The following is a 2,049-nucleotide window of genomic DNA, read 5'->3' as shown; positions in this document are numbered from 1 at the left end:
TTAGCCTTAGTTCCGCAGTACCCCCCTGGTTTTTGACTTTTTTCGGGTTCGGCCGACGCGCCAGCCCTTGATTTTACGTGGGTCGAGGTCTCCAAACACCGTGTAGTCCCGAATCCACTCTTGAGGACTGGCTTCTTGCGCCCAGCGTAAGACATGTTCCTCAAGCGCCAGCGCAAGCATGTTCAGGGCCAGTGCTACGAGTACTGGACGCTGTGCGAATCGGTGCGCACCGACAAAGGCCCCCGCCAGCGCATTGTCGCCCGCCTGGGCAAGCTCACCGGGGAGGATCCCCATGAAGAGGCTGGATGGGAGGACCTGCAGGCTCTGCTGGAAGGCCGCCCGGTTCAAAAGCAGCCCCGTCTGGATCAGGCCACTGGCAGTGACAAGCCTGACGCAGATCATTGGGAGACGGCCAACGTCCGGGGTTTGCGTGTGGAACGCTCCCGGGAGTTTGGCCGCTGTTATCTCGGGCTGGCGCTCTGGCACCGGCTGGGGCTGTCCAAAGTGCTGGGTGAACTCATCGAACCAGGTGATGAGGCGGTCCCCTGGCCCATCGTGGCCTCCATCCTCACCGTGGCGCGCTTCTGCGCCCAGCCCTCGGAGCTGGGCATTGCCCAGCACTGGTACCAGCGCACCGCCCTGGAGGATCTCACCGGGGTGCCCTGGGACAAGGTCAACGATGACCGTCTCTACCGTGGTCTGGATGTGCTGGGCAAACACAAGGACCGTCTGTGTACCCATCTCATGGAACGCTACCGCGACTGGTTTGGCGTGAACTTCGAGTTCCTGCTCTATGATGTGACCAGCACCTTCTTTGAAGGGCAGGCCCTGGGCAACGAACTGGCCGCCCGGGGGTACAGCCGGGACAAGCGCAGCGACTGCAAGCAGGTGTGCATTGGTCTGGTCTGCACTCCTGAGGGCCTGCCGCTGGCCTACGAGGTCTTTGCTGGCAACCGCACCGATGTGACCACGGTGCAGGAGGTGGTCACACGCATGGAGGACAAGTACGGCCAGCCCAACCGGGTGTGGGTCATGGACCGGGGCATGGTCAGCGAGGACAACATCGAGTTCCTGCGCGAGCGTGGAGCCCGTTACCTGGTGGGCACCCCCAAGAGCGAGTTGCGCCACTTTGAGGCGGCTTTGCTGGACAAGGAAGGCTGGAGCCAGGTGCAGCCAGATGTGGAAGCCCGTCTGGTGGATCATCCCGACAAGGGAGACTCTGAGCAGTTCGTGTTGTGCCGCAGTGCGGCACGGGCCCAAAAGGAGCGAGCCATGTTGGAACGTCAGCGTCAGAAGCTCATGGAGGAGCTTGAGAAGGTGGGTTCAAAGCTGCGGCACAAGCCAGTGAGCCAGCCCGAAAAGATCGATGCAGTGATGACACGGGTGGGCCGGTGGCTGGGACGGTACTCAGCGGCGGCCCGGCAGGTGGAGGTCAGTTTGAAGCGTGATGAGTCTGGACGGGCGGTGGATCTCAACATCAAAGTGCGGGAGGAGCGCGACCAATGGTCGGAGCTGGTTCATGGAGCCTATTTGCTGCGCACCAACTGCACGGAGCGTGATCCGGCGCAGTTGTGGAAGTGGTATGTGCAGCTGACGCAGGCGGAGGCGGCGTTCCGCACGGCCAAGAGCGATCTGGGACTGCGTCCAGTATACCATCAACTGGCATGCCGTGTGGAAGCGCACATCCTGGTGTGTTTTTTGGCGCTGGCGATGTGGCGGACGCTGGAACAGTGGATGAGGGGCAAGGGGCTGGGCACGAGTGCCCGGCAACTGGTGGAAGAGGTGGCGACGATCCAGAGCATGGACGTGGTGGTGCCGGTAAGGCGTGGGGAGGAACGCATCGAGATGCGGGTGCGTACGGTGGCCAGACCCGCCCCCAGAGTGGCGGAGTTGCTGCAGCATCTGGGGCTGAGGCTGCCGGTGCGCAACCGAGTCATCACAGGGCGCGAAGGTCTGGACTGAGCAAAATGTAGTCCCGAAAAATGGGTGGGGGCGGCCCGCCAGCCCCCACCGTTGCGAGAACGGCCTCCCGCAGCTGCGGAACTTGGG

At 62.8% G+C, this 2,049-nt stretch carries 1 protein-coding gene; it reads left to right on the top strand.

Annotation, left to right across the window (positions count from 1 at the left end; translation table 11 throughout):
• The first annotated feature begins 153 nt into the window (after window positions 1–153).
• A complete protein-coding gene (locus BV106_RS36750; RefSeq protein ID WP_051946961.1) occupies window positions 154–1,962 on the top strand; it encodes an IS1634 family transposase in 1,809 nt (602 codons plus the stop codon).
• Window positions 1,963–2,049 lie beyond the last annotated feature (87 nt).

The sequence above is a fragment of the Verrucomicrobium sp. BvORR106 genome, from assembly GCF_000739655.1.
In the GTDB taxonomy this organism is placed as follows: domain Bacteria; phylum Verrucomicrobiota; class Verrucomicrobiia; order Verrucomicrobiales; family Verrucomicrobiaceae; genus Verrucomicrobium.
This window is presented reverse-complemented; position numbering and strand designations above follow the sequence as displayed.